The following is a 17940-nucleotide window of genomic DNA, read 5'->3' on the forward strand; positions in this document are numbered from 1 at the left end:
TTCGATGAGCGCATTGCGCAGATTGCCGTGGTGGTAATCCGCATTCTTCGCGATAGATGGCTTGGGACTCACGTGACCTTTGTTCGGGGAGCAAGGCAAGGGATTGATTATAAATTCCGCGCAGAGAGGCACGCAATATCGCGAATCACGCGTTCAACGAGCGTGTGTCGCTACACGCATTCTAGCGGTTCAGGTGCGCGGCTGGGTGTCGGCATCGACTAGTCACGTTGTGCTTTGAACCGATATATCGACGACGCGCGACCGCCTCCTGACAATCCGCTGCACGCCGAACAGAAGAACGACGACGCCAAGTGCCTGGACACAGGCAATCATGATGAACCCACTCGCGTAAGTTCCCGTTGCGTCGCGGACATATCCGATCAGAAAAGGCGTAACGAAACCGGCGACGTTGGCGATGGAACTGATGAGCGGCACGCCGACCACCAGCGACTTGCCGCTGAGCAGGCCGACAGACATCTGCCAGAAGAGCGTTATACCAGCCCCCGTTCCCGCGAAGCCAAGAACAAGCAGGAAGAAAGTCGCGGTGGTACTACTGTGCCAGACAAAGACGAGCGTCGAGAGGCTTGCCGCAGTGAAGACCGCCGCCAGCGCACAGAAGAGCCGGCGGCGATGCGGGGCGCCCCCGATGCTGCAGATAAGCACGTTACCGAGTGCGCCCAGAACGCAGGCACCCGCAACCGCCCGGCCAATCTCTTTGTACCCGCCAAAGCCCGCCTCACGAAGTATCGTCGGGGAGAAGAAAAACAGTGCCGCCGTGGCGGCAAGGAGGCTGAAGTAGGCCGCGCTCAGGATCCAGACAGTCGGGTTGAGTAGCAGGGAACGCTCGTCTGCGCCGGAGTCGTCCATCGTTTCGGCATTCTTCCTGAGATCGTCCTCGACGAGCTTGCGCTGTCGCGCCGAAAGCCACTTTGCGCTGCCGGGCAGATCCGGAAGTATCGCGAACGCGATGCACGCCAACACGACGGTAGGAATAGCCTGAGTGAAGAACATCCACCGCCAGCCCTGAAAGCCAGCCAGTCCATTCATGTACTCAAGCACGAATCCCCCCGTCAATCCGATTGCGACCGTCGAGAAGAGCGACCCTGAGTGGAACATGCTGAAATTGCGAGTGCGCCTTTTGCCCGGGAACCATGCATTGAAGTACAACACGACGCCCGGGTAGAAGCCAGCCTCGAACACACCGAGCAGGAACCTCAACGCGTAGAACGTCGGCGCGCTATTGACGAACGTCATCGCGACACTAGTCACGCCCCACGCGCCGGCGATACCGGCAAGCACGGCGCGCGCACCGAACTTCTTTTGCAATATCGTGGTGGGCACGCCGAACAGCACGTAGCCGACAAAGAAGAGCCCGGCGCCCAATCCATATACTGTTTCGCTGAATCGCAGATCCACGACCATCTGCAACTTCGCAAAAGCAACGTTCGAGCGGCCGACCCACGCCAGCATCCATAAGCCGAACAGTATCGGCAGTATCCTCCATTGCGCCGACGCGTAGGCCTTCCGCAGGAGGGTGTTGTCATCTGACGATGATTCGTCTACACAGGCTTGCTTCGCCACTTCCATTCGGTCCTCCGATGTGTTGTGTTGATGCGGGTAGTACAAGGTGGACTGCAGCTATCAGAGGTCACCACCCGCACGCCTGCATCGACGGGAGAAGGCGCACGGGCTGCAGCGCCGTTGACGCGCCGCGACATGTGGTTGCGTTTAGCTGGACTGCGCTTCCGCAAGAACAGCCGCGTCTATCTGCTTCGCGGACGGTGGCGGCCCGCCGACCAGAATGCCGGTGTCGACCGCATTGCGGATTTCGACATCCGCCAGGCCCGCTTCGCGGAACACCTGTTCGTTGTGCTCGCCGCGAAACGCGGGCGCGCTTCGCATTCCAAGCTCGTCATCGGAAAAGCGCCATGGATAGCCGTGGATCAGATACGAGCCGCCGCGACGGTCCGGAACCTCGTGTACCGCTCCCCACTGCTTCGCCCAATCGGTCTCGGCCAGTTCTTTTAGCGTGCGAATCTGGCCTATCGCGATCTTGGCCTCGTCCAGTTGCGCATCGAGCGTCCTGAGATCGCGGAATGAGAGCATCCACGTCTGGATCACTGCATGCAGTGCGTTGTAGTTCTGCAGGCGGCGCTCAGCGGTGCTGAAGCGCGGATCCCGCGCAAGGTCCATACGGCGCATGGCGCGCAAGTAATTCGGAAACGTGTTGCTGCCGACGATGCTTTGCGCCGCCACGAACTCCTCGCCACCGGGGCCAACGAAATGCGGGCCGTCGGAGGCGCCGAGGATGCCCGGCTCGGCTCCCGTATCGACACCCGCGAGATCGAGGTGAGCGCGTTCGTTGATCGACAGCATCACGGCGGCCATCGCGACGTCGATGTATTGGCCGCGTCCCGTTACCTCGCGCTTGCGCACCGCTGCAAGCACGGCGATGGTCGCCTGCAGGCCCGCGTAGACGTCCGCATGGGACAGCGGATCGGTCCACTTGCGGCCGTCGCCCGCGCTGTTGAAGTGGCGCAGCGTGTTGTGCGTGAAGCCCGTTTCGGCCTGCACGGTCGGCGCGTAGGCCATGCGCGACGCCCAGGGGCCACGCTGGCCGTAGCCGGTGATGGATACGTAGACGACCTTTGGATTGCGCCTCGCGAGCGTGTCATAGTCGAGTCCAAAGCCCTTGAGCGTGCCGGCCCGAAAATTCTCGACGATGATGTCCGCCTCGTCGCACAGTCGCAGCACGAGCTCGCGCGCGTGCGGCGCGTTCAGATCGATGCTGACGTTGCGCTTGCCGCTATTCTGCTGCGCGTAGTAGCCCGACATGCCGTCGCGATTCGGGAACGCAGCACGCGACACATCGGGCCGTGGCGGCTCGATCTTGATCACGTCGGCACCGAGATCGGCTAGCGTCCGGGCGCACAGCGGCCCGGCCAGCACCCGCGAAAAGTCGACAACCTTGAGTCCTTCGAGTGGTCCGGCCATGTCAATTCCCCTCGAAAATGGCGGTACCCGGGCCGGCGGTATTGAAGGCCTCCAGTCCACGTTTGAGATCGTGCGACGCCCAGACCGGCTTTTGCAGTTCAAACATTGCTTCGTCGGCGGCAGCGACACCTTCGTTGACCGCGACCCGCACGAGCTGCTTGGTGGCGGCATGCGCGACGGTCGGACCGGCCGCGAGTTCCTGCGCAACGGACAGCGCGACTTCATCGAGCTTGTCGTCGGGCACGACGAGATTGATCAAGCCCCAGCGTTCGAGCGTCGCCGCGTCGTATCGGCGGCCGAGCATCGCAAGTTCTTTTGCGCGTGCCGGGCCGGCACGCATCACCTGACGCTGGATACCGCCGAGCAGCGGATGCAGGCCCAGCGCGACCTCGACTGATCCGATCCTGGCCGACTCGGCGACTACGCTGAAATCGCAAGCGAGCGCCACTTCGAAGCCGCCGCCAAGGCAGGTGCCGTTCACCGCGACAACGATGGGGATCGGCAGTGTCTCGAAGCCGCGCAGCACGTCGAGCGGGTCCATCAGCCCCTGGCCTTGCCTGGCGATGCGATCCGGGAAGAGGGACACTTCGGCGCCGGCCGAGAAGTGCCGCAGACCGCTGCGCAGCAGGATTGCGCGCGAGCCGCGTTTCACCGCCGCGTCGAACTCATCGAGTAGCGCGCGATACAGCGTCGGGCCCATCAGGTTATGTGGGCGGCGGTTCATCGTAAGGACCGTCACGTTACCTTTGACTTCTTTCAGAACAATTGCTTCGTCCATTGTTGCTCCATTTTGTCTGGTTCAGGTGCTTCTGGTTTTCATGTTAACAAGCATAACATTGGGGTGATGTGTTGATAGTCGCGTTTTCCCTGGCCACTACGCAGACCGGGGCACTCAATAAGTAACGCGTGGAGAGGTTCGTTTCTCTGTCGTTGGAAAGACAGCCTTGGGTGCGATCATTCGAACGTTGCAGTGCAGCCGTAATTCGAAATTGATCGCATAACGAAATAGATAGCAGAACATCATGATCCGCTCGACGCACGTTTGTTCGTCAAGACATCACGTTGATTCCGTTAGCGAGTAAAACTAAGACTGAAGCCCATCGCGGGCCGGACGCGAGCAGGGGGAAATACGCGCCATATGCCATCCTGGTGCCGGAAGAAGAACATCGCCATGCGCTCGCCTGTCTTCAACACCTCGACACGTACATAGCATTGCTGTCTGACTCTGTTATTCCGAAACTCGACGACTCTGACCCGCTGCGTCTTACCGGGTGCAAGCCAATGCTCGACCAGGGCGCGTAACGACGTTTGTCCATCAGCCAAAACTTTCTCCGGAAATCCTCGATTGGAACAGTGCGGCAGGGAAATCCGCGTATTGGGATTGAACTTGATGCCGGCGTCGCATGAGTCGACAGTCATATCGTCACACTGGTCGAATGCTGGCTGCTCCATAATGGACAGCGCCCGTGCCGTCAGAAGCGCGGGCGGCTCTTCAATGAGCGTCAGTAGTCGACGCCTGCGACAACACGCGCGTCCCTTTCGGCTCCGTCCCCCAGTACGGCCAACGCTTTCTGATAAGCCTCACTCTGAAACGTGGCAAGAGCCTGTTCGAAGCTCGGGAATTCGACCACGACCGTCCGTTCCTTCAGACCCGCTTGAAACGCAACGACCTCTCCGCCTCGCACCAGGAACTTTCCGCCCGCCGCTTTGACCACCTCTGTCGCCAGGACGCCGTATGCCGCGAGCTTGCTTGCGTCATGAACCGCTCGATACGCCGCCACCCAATATCCCTTTGCCATTTCGCTTCCTCAGTTGAAAGAACACCCGACTATAGTAACACCGTTAACATGAAGTTCCATGAGGGTTATTCCTGGCGTCAAAAGCGTGTGCAAAAATGGTGTTAACGGTGTTAGCATAAAGTCACGCGATGACTCGACGCTATCCTTTTCACGGAGAACCTCATGCCGTACACGACCATCAACCCTGCCACTGGCGAACTGCTCGCCACCTACGACGACATATCCGACGCGTTGCTCGAAACGAAGCTTGCTGCGGCGCATCGCGCTTTTGAAACCGACTGGCGCCGCCGTCCGGTCAGCGATCGGGCACGCATCGTGTCGCGCGCGGCGGCGCTGCTGCGGGAAAAGGCTGTCGAATACGCTGGCTATCTGACGCTGGAAATGGGCAAGCGCAGCGGGGAAGCGCTAAGGGAAGTGGAATCGGCGGCCAGCATCCTCGACTACTACGCGAAGCACGCACAAGCCTATCTGCAGCCCCGTCCGCTCGCGGAAGCGCCCGGCGCGGCGGTGCATATCGAGCCGGTCGGCGTGCTGCTCGGCATCGAGCCGTGGAATTTGCCGTACTACCAGATTGCGCGGGTAGCCGGACCGCAACTGATGGTGGGCAACGTCCTGCTGCTCAAGCACGCGGAAAACGTGCCGCAATCGGCGTTGGCATTCGCGCGGCTGTTCGAGGAAGCGGGTGCGCCCGATGGCGTATATACGAATCTGTTCATCTCGATTGAACAGGCCGGGCGCGTCATCGACGATCCGCGCGTCCAGGGTGTGACGCTGACGGGCAGCGAGCGTGCAGGTGCCGCAGTTGCCGAGCGTGCCGGCCGCAATCTGAAGAAGGTCGTGCTCGAACTGGGCGGCAGTGATCCGTTCATCGTACTGGAGGATGCGCCGCTCGACTGGGCAATCCAAAGCGCCGTCGCGGGCCGCATGTTCAATTCAGGCCAACTGTGCGTCAGTTCGAAGCGCATCATCGTGGTTGGCAAGGCACGCGGCGACGCATTCCTCGATGGCTTCGCGACGCGTATGGCCGCGCTCGAGACCGGCGATCCAGCCGATTCAGCGACCGCCGTCGCCCCCGTTTCGTCCGAGCGCGCACTCAACCTGCTGCTCGAGCAGATCGAGCGCGCGACTTCGCAGGGTGCGCGTATCGTGTGTGGCGGCAAGCGCGTCGAGCGCCCTGGCTTCTACTTGCAACCGACAGTGCTCACCGACATCACGCCGCAAAATCCCGTCTTCGCCGAAGAACTGTTCGGCCCGGTCGCCGCTTTCCACGTGGTCGAGGACGAAGCCGCCGCTATTGCGCTCGCCAATGGCACGCCGTTCGGTCTCGGGGCCTCGGTGTTCACCGCGGATACCGAACGCGGCGAGCGGGTCGCGGCGCAGATCGACAGCGGCATGGTGTTCGTCAATCAGCCTTTCGGCACGTCGGCGGAATTACCGTTCGGTGGCGTCAAGCGTTCAGGGTTTGGTCGGGAGCTTTCCCAGCTTGGCTTCGACGAGTTCGTCAACAAGAAGCTGATCAAGGTTGCGCCCGTCGGGGTGGCACCGTTCGGCCCCGCGCGGGCCGCCTGACGCGGCGCCCATGGCGAAGCGCGCGATTGTGGCGCTTCATTCATATTCTCTTTGAACGAACACTATGACAAGCAAGACGATTATCAGTTGCGCACTCACTGGAAGTGACGATACGCCGCGGCTCAACCCTGCCGTGCCCGTTACGCCCAAGCAAATTGCCGATGAGGCCATTGCTGCATGTGAAGCCGGTGCGAGCATCGCTCACATTCACGTTCGCGACCCCAGGACTGGCGTTCCAAGCACGGAGCTGTCGCACTACAGAGAAGTGGTTTCGCGTATCCGCGATAGCGGGTGCCCGATTCTGATCAACCTGACGACGGGCCCGGGCGCGCGTTTCGTTCCCAGCGACGAAGACCCGAACCGGGGCAGTGAACTGAGTACGATGATGACGCCTGAGGCACGCGTGCAGCATGTGCTCGAATTGCGTCCGGAAATCTGCACGCTCGACGTAGCCACGATGAACTTCGGCACTCGCGCATTCGTGAACGTGCCCGACCATCTGATCAAGATGGCAACCTTGATCGAGGAAGCAGGCGTGAAGCCGGAGATCGAGGTATTCGATCTCGGGCACGTGCGCCTCGCGCGCCACCTGATCGAAACGCAAGGGGTTCTGAAGGCTCCGCTGTTCCAGTTGTGCCTGGGCGTGCCATGGGGCGCGTCCGCCGACACCGAGAGCCTGCTTGAGATGAAGCGGTATCTGCCCGAGGGCGCGCATTGGTCGGCGTTCGGCATCTCGCGCGCCCAATTTCCTATCGTGGCGCAGAGCGTGATTCTTGGCGGCCATGTCCGCGTAGGCCTCGAAGACAATCTGTATCTTGCCAAAGGGGAACTGGCGCCAGGCAACGCGGCGCTGGTTAAGCGTGCGGTGAATATCATCAAAAGCATCGGAGGAGACGTGGCAACGCCTGACGAGGCTCGCAGCATACTCGGCCTTGCGCGTCGCCAATAGAGCGCACTGGTTTTCACCGGTAGCCTATCCTTGGACTACCGATACCGCCGCCTCACTCATGTCAACGTCATCCTTTCTCGCAAGAGACCCAGATGTTCTGACATAAGAAACGCGGCATCTATTGATGCATGGAGACAAAAATGCCTTTGTGGAATATCTATCATCCCGTCGGCGCCTACACGGCAGATGACAAGCTGGAGATGGCCAACCGTATCGCCGACATTTACATCATTCCTCGCTTCTACGTAGGCGTCCTGTTTCATGAACAGCCGAAGGACTCCTTCTACATGGGAGGCGTGTCACGAGACGACTTTGTGAGAATCAGACTGGACCAGTTCGCCAGACACATCGCCAAGGACGTCGTGTGGACGGAGTCCTGGCTGCGCAAGGCGAATGCAGCGATAGCGCCATTCGTCCAGGAGCGGGGCTACCACTACGAGTTGCACGTCGGCGAAACGCCGCGAGAACTGTGGTTGATCGATGGTATTCGACCGCCTCGGCCTGATACGGACGCAGAGAAGAAATGGAAGCTTGAGAACTGCGTTTCGCCGTATGATCCGAGCGAAGGGTGAATGGGTTAGTTTCGTTTAATGCGATTCGGACGCGAGATTTGACAGACTGCGGTGAAGGCACGGCCGTCACCGCAGACTCTGGCAATCTCCTGGCTTTTCGCTGATTGACACAAAAGTCAGACAGGCGCCATTCCGTGCGTGATTTTCACTTGATCGCCGTCCGCGGAAGCGAGATGGTTCAGGAAAGCTTTGGCGACTTCCTGTTGCTCCGACGTTGCGCAGATAGCCGCTGAAAAGACCGTTACAGCCTGGATCGCTGCTGGAAGCATGCCGACTATATCGATGCCAGGTTCGTGGACAAGTTCGCTCAGCTGCTGGAAGCCGAGTTCGACCTTTCCCTCAGCGACGAGACTGCCAACGGGTACACCGGGCCGCGCCTCGACGATCCGATCCGCGATGACGTCAGCAATGCCCCATTGCCGAAGCAGATTGATGATATGCGTCCCGCTCGGTCCCGTCGAATACCCGATCGTCCGGGCGCGCAACACGGCATCGCGTACAGCGGATTCTGAACTGACGTCCCGACGCGGCTCTCCGTGCTTGATGGCGACCGCCACCTCCGAGCGCGCAACACCGACGTGGCTTCCAGAGATGACGTGACCATTGCGCTCCAGCCGATCGAGCGCATCGGACGCAAGAACGACAACATCGAAACGCTCGCCTTCCTGAATGCGCCGGGCCGCTTCAACGCCGCCTACCGACACAATCGAAACGCGCTGCCCGGACACAGCCTCGTACGCCTGCGCGAGTTGCGTCAAAACATGACGCGTCGCCATCGACGAAATGACGGTCAATGAATCAGTCGACATACCTGTCTCAATCAGTCGATATAACGCAGGCCGGCCTGCTTCAGCGGTTCTCGCATGTTGTACATGTCGAGTCCCAGAACACCGGAAGCGAGCTTCGCGCGTTTTTCTGCTTCCAGTGCCTCCCGCGCGCTCGCCTTGTCGAGTACCGCGGCGGCGGCAGACGCAGGAACGGCGACCACGCCGTCGAAGTCCGCGACGATCACATCGCCAGGTGAAACGAGTGCGCCAGCGCAAACCACGGGGATATTGACCGAGCCCACCGTTGCCTTGATCGTGCCCTTCGAAGAAATCGCCTTGCTCCAGACGGGGAAACCCATCTCCTCAAGAACTTTTACGTCGCGCACACCGGCATCGATGATGAGACCTGTGGCGCCACGCGCCTTGAAGCTGGTCGCCAGCAGATCGCCAAAGTAGCCATCGGTGCAGTCCGCTGTGATGGCTGCAACGACGATGTCGCCGGGTTGAATCTGTTCAGCGGCGACGTGCATCATCCAGTTGTCGCCGGGATGCAGCAGGACCGTGACCGCTGTACCGCACGCCTGGGCGTGAGGGTAGATAGGGCGCATGTACGGCTTGAGCAGACCGGTACGACCCATTGCCTCGTGAACGGTGGCAGAACCCAAGGCGCCAAGCTTGCTGGCAACTTCCTTGTCCGCGCGTTTGATGTTGCGGTAGACAACGCCCATTTCATACATAGTCAAACTCCCTTTGCCTTGAGGGCTGCGTCCAGACGCGGATAGACACGTCGCGCGTTGCCCTCGTAGATCTTGTAACGGTCCTCTGCGTCGATGGCCGCTGCCTCGACATAACGCTTCGTGTCGTCGTAATTGAAGCCCGTTTCAGGGTCGATGCCTCGCACGGCGCCAATCATCTCGCTCGCGAAGAGAATGTTCTCGACGGGGATCACGCGCGTCAGCAGGTCGATGCCCGGCTGGTGATAGACGCAGGTATCGAAGAACACGTTGTTCAGCAGATGGTCCTTGAGCAGCGGCTTCTTCAACTCCTGCGCAAGCCCACGGAAGCGTCCCCAGTGATAGGGCGCAGCACCGCCGCCGTGCGGGATGACAAAGCGCAGCGTCGGGAAATCCTGGAACAGATCCGAAGTGAGGCATTGCATGAACGCGGTCGTATCCGCGTTCAGATAATGCGCACCGGTAGTGTGAAAACACGCGTTGCAACTCGTGCTGACGTGAATCATCGCCGGGATATCGTATTCGACCATCTTCTCGTAGATGGGATACCAGTACCGGTCCGACAGCGGCGGGCTGGTCCAGTGACCACCCGACGGGTCCGGGTTCAGGTTGATCGCGACATTGCCATACTGTTCGACGCACTTCACCAGTTCGGGGATACAGGTCTTGACATCGACGCCGGGACTCTGCGGCAGCATCGCGGCCGGAATGAAGTTGTCCGGGAACAGCTCGCTCACGCGAAAGCACAGTTCATTGCAGATGGCCGCCCACGTGCTCGAGACCTCGAAGTCCCCGATGTGATGCGCCATGAAGCTCGCACGCGGACTGAAAATGGTCAGATCGAGGCCACGCTCACGCATCAGCCGAAGCTGGTTGCTCTCGATAGATTCGCGCAACTCGTCGTCGCTAATGCGCAGTTCGGACGCGTGCGGCATCTCAGCCGGATTCTTGATGCCCGCGATCTGGCGGTTGCGCCAGGCTTCCAGCGCTTTCGGTGCAGTGGTGTAGTGGCCGTGAATGTCGATGATCATCGTTGCTGTCTCTGTCTCTGTCAGTGCAATGGCTAGGCGTCCGTGCGGTCTACTGCTTGGGCGACCCGGACTTGTCCCATGAAAGGCTTTGACTACCCTTGCCGGCTACCGAATAAAGCGCACCGGGCGCGTTGCGGGTCTTCTGGAATTCTTCGAGTGTTTCGCCACGCATCGCGGCGTAGATGTGCAGATTCGACACGCCTGTCACGGCGCCGAGCTTCTCCAGCATGAAGAAGATCACGCCATAGTGGAGCAGTCCGCGCCAGTCGCGCCGGCGGATCAGGTCGCGCTCCTGCTCGGTCAGGCCTGCCACCTCAAAGCTCGCTTCTTCGTCACGCTTGAACGCTTCGCGATGCTCCGGTTCGACCATGCGATGCAGGTAATCGTTGATCCGATACGCGCGCACGGCCATCTCGATCGAGAACGGATACGTGCCGTCGAGCTTCTCGACATTGGTGAGTTCAACCGCCATCTTCTGGCGATGCCGTTCGACGATGGCCGGATTAGGCTCGCTGTCTTCGCCTTCATAAATCGCCGTCGCGATGCCCGCCATCGACGGCAGATAGTAGCTGCGGTGCTTGCAGACCACGTTCGACGACAGCGCGCCGCGCATCGTGAGCCACATGACGACTTCCGCGCCTTCATAGCCGCCGAGTTCCGCATATTCAGCGATCGTCATGTTCGCGAGCTGCTCGGGGTCGCGCTCGAACAGGTCCAGGAAGCGCTGATCCCATTCGGTGTTATTGAAGCCGGCGCGTTCGCCATGCACCTGGTGGGAGAGGCCGCCCGTCGCGAGAATCGCGACTTTCAGGTCTTCCGGATAGCTTTCGATCGCACGGCGCAGCGCCTGACCGAGCTTGTAGAAGCGCCGCGCGCTGGGCACGGGAAGTTGCAGAACGCCCATCTGCAGAGGCACGAGTTTGACGGGCCATTCCGGCTTGTGCGGGCACAGCATCGACAGGGGCGAGAAGCAGCCGTGATCGAGCGCCTTGTTCTGAAAGAAGGACATGTCGAACTCGTCCGTCATCAGCGACTTGCCGATGTGCGCGGCGAATTGCGGATGGCCCTTGATGGCGGGCAAATCGCGTGCGCCGCCGCCTTCGTCGGCGACCTGCCACTGTTCGCCGACGCCTAGCGAGAACGCCGAATAGTGATCGAAGAAGAACGACGTGACGTGGTCGTTATAGATCGTGACCAGCACGTCGGGGCGCTTCTCCGCGAGCCAGTCTGCCAGCGGCGCGAAATTCTCGAAGATTGGCGCCCAGACCGGGTCGTCCCGCTTGTTCTTGTCGAACGCGAAGCCGATCGTCGGAGTATGTGATGCGGCAAGCCCGCCGATGATTTTTGCCATAGCCGTAAGTCCCGTGACACGCGTCGCTTCGCAAGACGGTCTGTCCACGAAGCAAATCCCGCATTGAATAAACGCATGAGATAACAGCGGTCTCGGGTGTGTCAACCACGGTTCTACGGCTAGTTATGATGTCTTCAGGCGGGGCAGCAGGCGCGAAGCACGGTCGGCAAAGCCCTCTGCCGACCATCGAAATTTTCTTACCGATAAATATTTTAGATACCCAACCTGGTTAAAAGCAACGAGTAGGGGGTGTCAGTTACGCATCAGATTCGATCGGCCGACTTGGCGTATGGGTTGCGCACCCCCTTTCTGCTTATTGTCGGGAGAGTTGCCGTGTCGTTTCAACCAAGCGGGCGCCAACCAGTCGGACCTCGGCGTCCGCCTTTTCGTCGGAGAGGCGACCCGCTTCGGTGAATGCCAGATGCGCGGCGCCAAGTGAAAATCCTTGCGGAATAACGATGGCGCCCAGCTTTTCAAGCACGCCTCGCATGCCGAGCATCGAACGAACACCGCCCATCGGTCCTGGCGATGCGGATACCACGGCGGCCACTTTCGTTGCGATTAGCCGAATCCCGGGCTCACCGCTCGCAAGAGGGCGACTGATCCAGTCGATCGTGTTCTTGAGTGACGCCGTGTAACCGCCGTTGTGCTCCGGCGATGCAACCAGAAGCGCGGTGTGTTCCGCAAACAGTCGCTGCAGATTCCTCACGCTGTCAGGCACGCCGTGTTCGTGTTCGAAGTCGCCTTCATACAGTGGCAACCGGTAGTCCGCCGACGAGATAAATGTAATCTCGCCGCCGGCCTCATGCGCGCCGCGCGCTGCTACGTCCAGAAGTTTGCGATTCAACGAATCGCGGCGGCCGCTTCCGCATAGGGCAAGAACTTTGATGGTCATGATTCTGATGAGAAGATGTTGAGAACAGCGAGGGAAAGAATGTCGGTTGCGTGACGCGGCCAATGGTCCCACGGGCTCAATGCGTCAATGCGATCACGCGCACGCACCGCGTTGGCGGGCGTGTTTGCAAGACGTACGTCAGTTCTATTCGTCGAGCCCGGCGAACCTTGCGAACCCGTCGACCGACTCACGCGGGATCTGGAGTTGGTTCACGATGGAATCCTCATTCGCATAGCCGAGAGACATCCCGCAGACCACCTCGTGGCCTGGTTCAAGCGCAAGTTGCCTGGCGATGACCGACTGGTAACGCGCGAACGAGACCTGCGGGCACGTATGGAGTCCGCGAGAGCGAGCCGCAATCATGACTGTTTGAAGGAACAGCCCATAGTCGAGCCAACTGTGCTTCTTCAGGCGGGCATCGATCGTGAAAATCATGCCGATGGGGGCATCGAAAAAATCGAAGTTTCTGCCTGTTGCCCGGGAACGTCCACCAACGTCCGATTTGTCGATGCCCAGTGCGCCGTAGTAGCGCGCACCGAAATCCTCCTGCCGCGCGCGGAATGAGTCAGGTAAAGGGTCCGGCATGTGTTGCAGCGGCGGATGCGTTTCATCCGCATGAGCACGCGCTAGCGCGTCGCTGAATTGCTGTTTGATCTGGCCGCCCAGAACGTGAACGCGCCATGGTTGCGTGTTCGAATTGCTGGGCGCGGTGCGTGCGACGTCGAGAATGGCGATGACGTCCTCTTTCGAAACAGCGTCTGGACGAAAGACCCGAACAGCTTTCCGCGATCGGATAATGGAGTCGACAATATAGGCATCCGAATTCATTTGCGACCGGTCTCCACGGCTTTGAAAATGTTGAGCCGATGATGACACAGGCGAGGCGCGGACTGCGGTGAAAAAGCTGCAAGTTCAACTTGCAGCAGATGGGATTTGCCAGCCAGCGTCTAAAGAGGGTTGCGACGCAATACAGTCGGTACGTGTAGAGACTCGGCGCTTATAAAACCGCCTCCGCGACAAGCTGCAACGCAGGCGCGAGTTTCAGATAAACCTCTGGACGTTCGAGCGCATAGGTCAGATTTCGTTGCGCGATCTGCACGTGCTCCGTCGCCAGCGACTGCGCGCGTGTGCCTTCGCCGCGTTCCATCGCCTGCACGAGGCTGTGATGCTGCTGATGTGCCATGAAAAGCCATTGACGGCCTTCGTCGATGGCGGATTGCATCGGCAGCATCGCGCTTGCGGCGGCGAACGGCAGACGGTTGTTCATTTCGATCGCGCGGATCAGCGCCGCGTTGCCCGAGCCTTCGACGATCAGCTTGTGAAACCGGCTATTCATGTCCGTGTATGCAGCGTAGTCGTCGAGGTCGAGTTCGGACTTCGCGAGCAACCGGTCGCCGCCGCGCAGACATTCGTTCAGCGCGTTCGACAACTGGCGCGGCACGCCATGTTCGGCCACGAGACGCGCAGCCATGCCTTCGAGATGCCCGCGCACCGCGATGGCATCCGCGATTTCCGCGGCGGTGATGCGCCGCATCACATAGCCGCCCGCCGGGGATGGCTCGACAAGGCCTTCCTGTTCGAGCGTGGTGAGCGCGAGCCGAACGGGCGTGCGCGATGCCTGCAACCGCTCGGCGAGCGCAACTTCGCCGAGGCGCTCGCCTGGGGCGAATTCGCCTTTGAGGATCAGGTCGCGCAGATACACCAATACACGTTCTTGCTGGGATTCCATTTCATTCTCCGGTGCTCTTTGCCGGGTTAGGCGCGGCGGACTTCGTGCGTCTGATTGTAGGGCATGCGAGGTGGGGTGGGGTCGAAAAATGCGAGGCTTGGCGACATGTTGTTCTGAAATGTATGCAACGTTGGCTGATCCGTGAATTTCGAGCCTCGAATGCGCTTGCCAGGGAAAATCCTGGTAAGTTCAAAAATAGCTATATATATCAACGGCATATGCGCATAAAGATCGTGCTTTTGATGGTGAATATGAGATTCTGGCCGACAGATCGTGTATGCAATGATTGAGTTTATGAATTCTTGACTCTATTCTTCGTGCTCACCGGAGGCGATATTGCATACAGCAACCCGCCTCATGCATTCAGGTCAACCGGAGACAGGCCATGATGAGTTCCCAGCAAAACGACACGATCACGCGCGTCGGCGAAGGCACGCCCGCCGGCCAGCTACTGCGCAACTACTGGCAGCCCGTGGCTCTGGTGGAGGAGTTGCCCGCGCAGCGGCCCGTCCGCGCGGTGCGGCTGATGGGGCAGGATTTCGTCGTATTCAAGGACGAGCAGGGCCGCTACGGCATGCTCGATCGCGACTGCCCGCATCGCGGCGCGGATCTGGCGGCGGGCCGCCTTGAGGCGGGCGGCCTGCGCTGCGCGTTTCACGGCTGGCTCTTCGACGTCAACGGAAGCTGTCTGTCGACGCCCGGCGAACCCATCGGCAGCACGCTCTGCAAGAAGGTCCGCCAAAGCGCGTATCCCGTGGTCGAGCGCAGCGGCATCCTGTTCGCCTACATCGGCGGCGGCGAGCCGCCAGCCTTCCCGAACTTCGACTGCTTTGCCGCGCCGGGTGAATACACGTTCGCCTTCAAGGGGCTGTTCGAATGCAACTGGCTGCAGGCGCTCGAAGTCGGCATCGATCCCGCCCACGCATCGTTCCTGCATCGCTTCTTCGAAGACGAGGACGTGAGCGACAGCTACGGCAAGCAGTTTCGCGGCGCGTCAGCGGATTCGGATATGCCGATCACGAAGGTGCTGCGCGAGTACGAGTCGCCCGAGATTCTCGTCAGTCCGGCCGACTATGGCCTTCGGCTGATCGCAAAGCGCCCGCTCGACGACCAGCAGACGCACGTGCGCGTGACCAACGTCGTGTTTCCGCAGGCGTTCGTGATTCCGATGAGCTCGGAGATGACGATTACGCAATGGCACGTGCCCGTCGACGACGAGAACTGTTACTGGTACGCGATCTTCACGAGCTTCGGCGCGCCGACCGACAAGGCGCAGATGCGCGCGCAACGGCTCGAACTGTATGAGCTGCCCGACTACACATCGCGCAAGAACAAACGCAATCACTACGGCTTCGATATCGACGAGCAACAGACCCAGACCTACACGGGCATGGGCTTCGACATCAACGTCCATGACCAGTGGGCCGTCGAATCGCAGGGCGCGATCCAGGACCGCACGCGCGAGCATCTGGGCACGACCGACAAGGGGATCATCGCGTACCGTCGTCTGCTCGTCGAGGCGATCGAGAAGACGCGCGCCGGCGAGAAGACGCTGATGATGATCGACGAACAGCAGGCGGCTCATCTGACGGGACCGGCATCGATCGACGGCATTGGGCCCGCCGATGGCTGGGACGACTACTGGAAGGCATCCGACGTCCAACGCCGCGCTGCCGCGCCGTGGCCCGCGCCGAAGGCTTGAGGACGTATCCCGCAATCACAATGGAGCGCGCGGCCGTTCAACTGCCGCGTGAAGCACGATGTCTTTTGTTGAAAACCATGGTTTGTGGACGGACGCCCAGCATGCTGCGTACGCCGAGCTACTCGATCGGCTCAAAAAGAGCGACGTTCAAGTGGTCCGCTTTTCGTTTCCCGATCAGCACGGACTGCTGCGCGGCAAGACGCTCGTCGTCGACGAGGCGATCAGCGCATTCAAGTCCGGCGTCACGCTGACGAGCACGCTGCTCGCCAAAGATACTTCGCACCGCACGGTGTTCCCCGTGTTTACGGCAGGCGGCGGCTTCGACATGCCTGAAATGCAGGGCGCCTGCGATACCTTGATGGTCGCCGATCCCGAGACCTTCCGCATTCTGCCGTGGGCGCCGCATACGGGCTGGGTGCTGTGCGACGTCTATTTTCCGAACGGCAGGCCCGTGCCGTTCGGCACGCGTCATCTGTTTCGCCGTGCGCTGGAGCAACTCGGCAATCATGGGTTCGAATTCGTGTCCGGTCTCGAAGTCGAGTTTCATGTCTTCAAGGTCACCGATCCGAACATGAAGCCCGAACATTCGGGACAGCCGGGCATTCCGCCCGATGTCGAGCTCCTTTCGCACGGTTATCAGTATCTGACGGAACTGCGCTACGACGCCGTCGATAACGTGATGGAAATGCTCAGGCGCGGCATCGACGGGCTCGCGTTGCCCGTGCGCTCGCTCGAAGTCGAATACGGCCCGAGCCAGTTCGAGTTCACGTTCGCGCCGACCCGAGGCATCAAGAGTGCCGACGACATGATTCTGTTCCGCAGCGCGGTCAAGCAGATCTGTCAGCGCAACGGTTATCACGCGACCTTCATGTGCCGCCCGCGCATTCCGAATGTCGTGTCGAGTGGATGGCATCTGCATCAGTCGCTCGTGCATAGCGCGGACGGCAGCAACGCGTTCATGCCGACGAATACGGACGCGCCGCTCTCGACCGTCGGTCAGCGTTATCTCGCAGGCTTGCTCGCGCACGCGCAGGGCGCAGCCGCACTGTCGACGCCGACCATCAACGGATATCGCCGCTATCGGCCGTACTCGAATGCGCCCGATCGCGCGAACTGGGGATGCGACAACCGCGGCGTGATGCTGCGCGTGCTGGGAGGACAAAACGATCCCGCGACGCGCATCGAAAACCGTGTCGGCGAGCCGGCCGCGAATCCGTATCTGTACTTCGGCTCGCAGGTGCTCTCAGGGCTGGACGGACTCAGACGCAAACTCGAACTGCCCGCCTCTGCGGATACGCCCTACGAAACGCAGGCCGATGCATTGCCTCGCACATTGAGCGATGCGATCGCCGCGCTGCATGCCGACGAATCACTGCGCGAAGGATTCGGCAGCGCCTTCATCGACTACTTCTGCAAGCTGAAGGAAGCGGAGATCAATCGCTTCAATCTGGAAGTCACCGAGTGGGAACACCGCGAGTATTTCGAAACGTTCTGATGGCGTTCCCATCAAGGAGAGAAGTCATGCCTATCGTCACCTACATTCTGCGCGACGGCGATCGCCGCGAAATCGAAGTACCCGCCGGCACCAGCGTGATGGAGGCCGCGATTCACGGCAACGTACGCGGCATCGATGCCGAATGCGGCGGCTGCCTTTCGTGCGCGACGTGCCATGTTTATATCGATGCATCGTCGACAGCGGACCTGCCGTTGCCCGACGACTCCGAACTGGAACTGCTCGACGGCGTTGCCGCCGAGCGGCGGCCCGAAAGCCGACTGAGCTGCCAGCTCGTCATGATGGCTGCGATGGAGGGGCTCGTTGTCCGCATTCCGCCCACGCAAGGGTGACAT

The 17940-nt window shown here is 60.5% G+C and carries 17 protein-coding genes; 6 read left to right on the forward strand and 11 right to left on the reverse strand.

Annotated elements, in window-relative coordinates; translation table 11 throughout:
- Positions 1 to 222 precede the first annotated feature (222 nt).
- The 4 genes from C2L65_RS18975 to C2L65_RS18995 all read right to left on the reverse strand — a co-directional run bounded on the left by C2L65_RS18975 (position 223) and on the right by C2L65_RS18995 (position 4793).
- Complete coding sequence (locus tag C2L65_RS18975) at positions 223 to 1587, reverse strand: MFS transporter (protein ID WP_042304587.1); 1365 nt, start codon at positions 1585 to 1587, stop codon at positions 223 to 225.
- Positions 1588 to 1728: 141 nt separating this feature from the next.
- Complete coding sequence (locus C2L65_RS18980; RefSeq protein ID WP_042304586.1) at positions 1729 to 2994, reverse strand: CaiB/BaiF CoA transferase family protein; 1266 nt, start codon at positions 2992 to 2994, stop codon at positions 1729 to 1731.
- A gap of 1 nt (position 2995) precedes the next feature.
- Entirely contained in the window at positions 2996 to 3772 is a 777-nt protein-coding gene (locus C2L65_RS18985) for an enoyl-CoA hydratase/isomerase family protein (RefSeq protein WP_042304585.1), read from the reverse strand.
- A 724-nt stretch (positions 3773 to 4496) separates the two neighbouring features.
- On the reverse strand, positions 4497 to 4793 hold the full coding sequence (locus tag C2L65_RS18995) for a DUF1330 domain-containing protein (protein ID WP_042304584.1): 297 nt from the start codon (positions 4791 to 4793) through the stop codon (positions 4497 to 4499).
- A 162-nt stretch (positions 4794 to 4955) separates the two neighbouring features.
- Between C2L65_RS18995 and C2L65_RS19000 the strand changes: the two genes are divergently transcribed.
- The 3 genes from C2L65_RS19000 (at position 4956) to C2L65_RS19010 (ending at position 7883) form a co-directional block, all read left to right on the forward strand.
- Complete coding sequence (locus C2L65_RS19000) at positions 4956 to 6362, forward strand: NAD-dependent succinate-semialdehyde dehydrogenase (RefSeq protein WP_042304583.1); 1407 nt, start codon at positions 4956 to 4958, stop codon at positions 6360 to 6362.
- Between the two features lie 64 nt (positions 6363 to 6426).
- Complete coding sequence (locus C2L65_RS19005) at positions 6427 to 7311, forward strand: beta-keto acid cleavage family enzyme (RefSeq protein WP_042304582.1); 885 nt, start codon at positions 6427 to 6429, stop codon at positions 7309 to 7311.
- Between the two features lie 140 nt (positions 7312 to 7451).
- Positions 7452 to 7883, forward strand: coding sequence for a tautomerase family protein (locus C2L65_RS19010; protein WP_042304750.1), 432 nt, complete (start codon positions 7452 to 7454; stop codon positions 7881 to 7883).
- A gap of 116 nt (positions 7884 to 7999) precedes the next feature.
- On the opposite strand, the gene C2L65_RS19015 is transcribed toward C2L65_RS19010, so the two are convergent.
- The 7 genes from C2L65_RS19015 to C2L65_RS19045 form a co-directional block, all read right to left on the reverse strand.
- A complete protein-coding gene (locus C2L65_RS19015) occupies positions 8000 to 8692 on the reverse strand; it encodes a substrate-binding domain-containing protein (RefSeq protein WP_042304581.1) in 693 nt (230 codons plus the stop codon).
- 11 nt (positions 8693 to 8703) lie between these two features.
- Positions 8704 to 9387: a 4-carboxy-4-hydroxy-2-oxoadipate aldolase/oxaloacetate decarboxylase gene (gene ligK / locus C2L65_RS19020; RefSeq protein WP_042304580.1), complete on the reverse strand. Its 684-nt coding sequence runs from the start codon at positions 9385 to 9387 to the stop codon at positions 8704 to 8706.
- A gap of 2 nt (positions 9388 to 9389) precedes the next feature.
- Positions 9390 to 10415 carry an amidohydrolase family protein gene (locus C2L65_RS19025; RefSeq protein WP_042304579.1) on the reverse strand — a complete coding sequence of 342 codons (1026 nt, stop codon included), beginning with the start codon at positions 10413 to 10415 and terminating at the stop codon, positions 9390 to 9392.
- 49 nt (positions 10416 to 10464) lie between these two features.
- Complete coding sequence (locus C2L65_RS19030) at positions 10465 to 11766, reverse strand: gallate dioxygenase (protein WP_042304578.1); 1302 nt, start codon at positions 11764 to 11766, stop codon at positions 10465 to 10467.
- 313 nt (positions 11767 to 12079) lie between these two features.
- Positions 12080 to 12661: an NADPH-dependent FMN reductase gene (locus C2L65_RS19035; RefSeq protein WP_042304577.1), complete on the reverse strand. Its 582-nt coding sequence runs from the start codon at positions 12659 to 12661 to the stop codon at positions 12080 to 12082.
- A 144-nt stretch (positions 12662 to 12805) separates the two neighbouring features.
- Positions 12806 to 13489, reverse strand: a complete 684-nt coding sequence (locus C2L65_RS19040; RefSeq protein WP_042304576.1) for a nitroreductase — start codon at positions 13487 to 13489, stop codon at positions 12806 to 12808.
- A 169-nt stretch (positions 13490 to 13658) separates the two neighbouring features.
- A complete protein-coding gene (locus C2L65_RS19045) occupies positions 13659 to 14390 on the reverse strand; it encodes a GntR family transcriptional regulator (RefSeq protein WP_007730231.1) in 732 nt (243 codons plus the stop codon).
- Between the two features lie 385 nt (positions 14391 to 14775).
- On the opposite strand from C2L65_RS19045, the gene C2L65_RS19050 reads away from it, so the two are divergent.
- Genes C2L65_RS19050 through C2L65_RS19060 form a run of 3 tightly spaced genes read left to right on the forward strand, consistent with a single transcriptional unit; the run spans position 14776 to position 17937 of the window.
- On the forward strand, positions 14776 to 16092 hold the full coding sequence (locus C2L65_RS19050; protein WP_042304574.1) for an aromatic ring-hydroxylating dioxygenase subunit alpha: 1317 nt from the start codon (positions 14776 to 14778) through the stop codon (positions 16090 to 16092).
- Between the two features lie 58 nt (positions 16093 to 16150).
- Complete coding sequence (locus C2L65_RS19055; protein ID WP_042304573.1) at positions 16151 to 17587, forward strand: glutamine synthetase family protein; 1437 nt, start codon at positions 16151 to 16153, stop codon at positions 17585 to 17587.
- 26 nt (positions 17588 to 17613) lie between these two features.
- Complete coding sequence (locus tag C2L65_RS19060) at positions 17614 to 17937, forward strand: 2Fe-2S iron-sulfur cluster-binding protein (protein ID WP_042304572.1); 324 nt, start codon at positions 17614 to 17616, stop codon at positions 17935 to 17937.
- The last annotated feature ends 3 nt before the right edge of the window (positions 17938 to 17940 follow it).

Origin of the sequence: Paraburkholderia terrae (assembly GCF_002902925.1) — a bacterium.
Taxonomy (GTDB): Bacteria; Pseudomonadota; Gammaproteobacteria; order Burkholderiales; family Burkholderiaceae; genus Paraburkholderia; species Paraburkholderia terrae.

Coding starts and splice junctions, on each gene's coding strand:
- C2L65_RS18975 (WP_042304587.1), bottom strand. CDS start 1,587: ATGGAAGTGGCGAAGCAAGCCTGTGTAGACGAATCATCGTCAGATGAC.
- C2L65_RS18980 (WP_042304586.1), bottom strand. CDS start 2,994: ATGGCCGGACCACTCGAAGGACTCAAGGTTGTCGACTTTTCGCGGGTG.
- C2L65_RS18985 (WP_042304585.1), bottom strand. CDS start 3,772: ATGGACGAAGCAATTGTTCTGAAAGAAGTCAAAGGTAACGTGACGGTC.
- C2L65_RS18995 (WP_042304584.1), bottom strand. CDS start 4,793: ATGGCAAAGGGATATTGGGTGGCGGCGTATCGAGCGGTTCATGACGCA.
- C2L65_RS19000 (WP_042304583.1), top strand. CDS start 4,956: ATGCCGTACACGACCATCAACCCTGCCACTGGCGAACTGCTCGCCACC.
- C2L65_RS19005 (WP_042304582.1), top strand. CDS start 6,427: ATGACAAGCAAGACGATTATCAGTTGCGCACTCACTGGAAGTGACGAT.
- C2L65_RS19010 (WP_042304750.1), top strand. CDS start 7,452: ATGCCTTTGTGGAATATCTATCATCCCGTCGGCGCCTACACGGCAGAT.
- C2L65_RS19015 (WP_042304581.1), bottom strand. CDS start 8,692: ATGTCGACTGATTCATTGACCGTCATTTCGTCGATGGCGACGCGTCAT.
- ligK (WP_042304580.1), bottom strand. CDS start 9,387: ATGTATGAAATGGGCGTTGTCTACCGCAACATCAAACGCGCGGACAAG.
- C2L65_RS19025 (WP_042304579.1), bottom strand. CDS start 10,415: ATGATCATCGACATTCACGGCCACTACACCACTGCACCGAAAGCGCTG.
- C2L65_RS19030 (WP_042304578.1), bottom strand. CDS start 11,766: ATGGCAAAAATCATCGGCGGGCTTGCCGCATCACATACTCCGACGATC.
- C2L65_RS19035 (WP_042304577.1), bottom strand. CDS start 12,661: ATGACCATCAAAGTTCTTGCCCTATGCGGAAGCGGCCGCCGCGATTCG.
- C2L65_RS19040 (WP_042304576.1), bottom strand. CDS start 13,489: ATGAATTCGGATGCCTATATTGTCGACTCCATTATCCGATCGCGGAAA.
- C2L65_RS19045 (WP_007730231.1), bottom strand. CDS start 14,390: ATGGAATCCCAGCAAGAACGTGTATTGGTGTATCTGCGCGACCTGATC.
- C2L65_RS19050 (WP_042304574.1), top strand. CDS start 14,776: ATGATGAGTTCCCAGCAAAACGACACGATCACGCGCGTCGGCGAAGGC.
- C2L65_RS19055 (WP_042304573.1), top strand. CDS start 16,151: ATGTCTTTTGTTGAAAACCATGGTTTGTGGACGGACGCCCAGCATGCT.
- C2L65_RS19060 (WP_042304572.1), top strand. CDS start 17,614: ATGCCTATCGTCACCTACATTCTGCGCGACGGCGATCGCCGCGAAATC.